2 protein-coding genes are annotated in these 1,626 nt (G+C 72.3%); both read right to left on the bottom strand.

The annotated features are described in order from the left end of the window. Positions 1-101 precede the first annotated feature (101 nt). Positions 102-962, bottom strand: coding sequence for an arginase family protein (locus ACTIFU_RS23730; protein WP_439580795.1), 861 nt, complete (start codon positions 960-962; stop codon positions 102-104). Between the two features lie 52 nt (positions 963-1,014). Continuing rightward, a partial coding sequence (locus tag ACTIFU_RS23735; RefSeq protein ID WP_439580796.1) for an aldo/keto reductase occupies positions 1,015-1,626 on the bottom strand: 612 nt, incomplete at its 5' end.

Here is a 1,626-nt window from a genome sequence, read left to right on the forward strand (position 1 = left end):
AACTCCTCACCATCCTCAACGCCATCCTCAGGGATCGACGCCCGTGGCAAAACGCTTGACCATCAAGACAGTCGCTTCCCCCAGACCCCTATCCCATGACCTCAGGTCAGGGCGGTCACCGCCATCTCGACCGCGAGCCGGGCGCCACGACGCTCCGGATCGCCGCCCGGGTCGTAGGCGGCAAGCCCGAGGCAGCGCATGGGCACCGCCCGTGCCGCCGCCGCGATCGAGGCCAGCAAGGCCGCGCGCGGCGGCCAGTGCGGCGCCGGCGTCAGCGGACCGGGAACCTCCTCGGTACCGGCCACGTCGAGGTCGATATGCATGTACCAGCCCGGCGCGGCAGAGGCGCGCGCCGCCAGCAGCGCGGCCGTGCGCTCGGCCGCATCAGCGCCGATCGCCGCCGCGTCCAGCCGCGCGATCGGGTGCAACGCGAGCGCCTGCTCCTCCTCCGGATCGAGATCCGACGCCCCGATCAACGCCGCCGCCGCCGCTGCCACCGGAGACGCGAGCCCCGCCGCCTCGCGCCAGTCGTCGAACTCCCAGCCGAGGCAGACGGCATAGGGCATGCCCCCGAGCAGCCCGGTCGAGGTCGTGCGCAGCGTGTGCATGTCGCCATGCGCGTCATACCAGACGATGCCGCTCGCCCCGCAGACGCGCGCCACGCCGCCGGCGGGGCCGACCGCCTGGGTGCAGTTGCCCTCCAGCACCAGCGACATCGCGCCCGAGCCGATCGCCTCGGCCACCGCGTCCGACACCATCGCCGCGATCGCGCCGAGATTGGTCACCGGATCGCGCGTGCGCCGCTCGCGCGGGAAGACGATCTCGACCGGCTCAGCGACACCGTGGCCCTGCGCACGCAGCGCGTCCACGAGCCCGGCCTCGAGCATCGCCGCCGGACCGCGCGCCTGGCCCCAGCGCGCGACGTCGCCGGCATAGGGGACGAGGATCGGGCGAATCTGCATCACACCTGACTCCGTTCCGTCATGGGTATGACCCTGCGGGGACGGGCAGGGGTCATCGGCTCCGCACCGGGCGGCCCTCGATCGGATATTGCGGATCGTTGTAGCCGGGCGTCGAGGGATGGCCGGGTGTGACCAGCCGGTCCACCAACGCCTCGTCCTCGGCGATGAACCGATGATCGAGCGCGCCGAGATACTCCTCCCACTGCGCCTCGGTGCGCGGCCCCGCGACCACGCCGGTGACCAGCCGGTTGTTGAGCAGCCATGCGATCGCGAACCGGCCGGGCGTGATGCCGCGCTGGTCGGCCCGCGCCGCGAGCTGCTCGGCGATCGCGAGGCTCTCCGGCCGCCACTCCGTCTCCATCATCCGCTTGTCGCGGCGGGCCGCACGCGAGTCCTCCGGCGGCGCCACATTGGCGCGATACTTCCCGGTCAGCACGCCGCGCGCGAGCGGGGAGTAGGGAAACACGCCGAGCCCGTAATGCGCGCAGGCGGGCAGATGCTCGACCTCCACCATCCGATTGAGCGCGTTGTAGAGCGGCTGGCTGACGACCGGCCGGTCGATCCCCGCCTCGTCGCAGAGCCGGCAGATCTCGGCGACGCGCCAGGCGCGGTAGTTGGAGACGCCGAAATGGCGGATCTTGCCCGCCCGGATCAGATCGGCGAG

This window comes from Elioraea sp. (assembly GCF_051860475.1).
Classification (GTDB): Bacteria; Pseudomonadota; Alphaproteobacteria; order Acetobacterales; family Acetobacteraceae; genus Elioraea.

What these genes read in the sequence shown, in the direction of transcription:
- ACTIFU_RS23730 (WP_439580795.1), bottom strand. Translation starts at nt 962, where the DNA reads ATGCAGATTCGCCCGATCCTCGTCCCCTATGCCGGCGACGTCGCGCGC.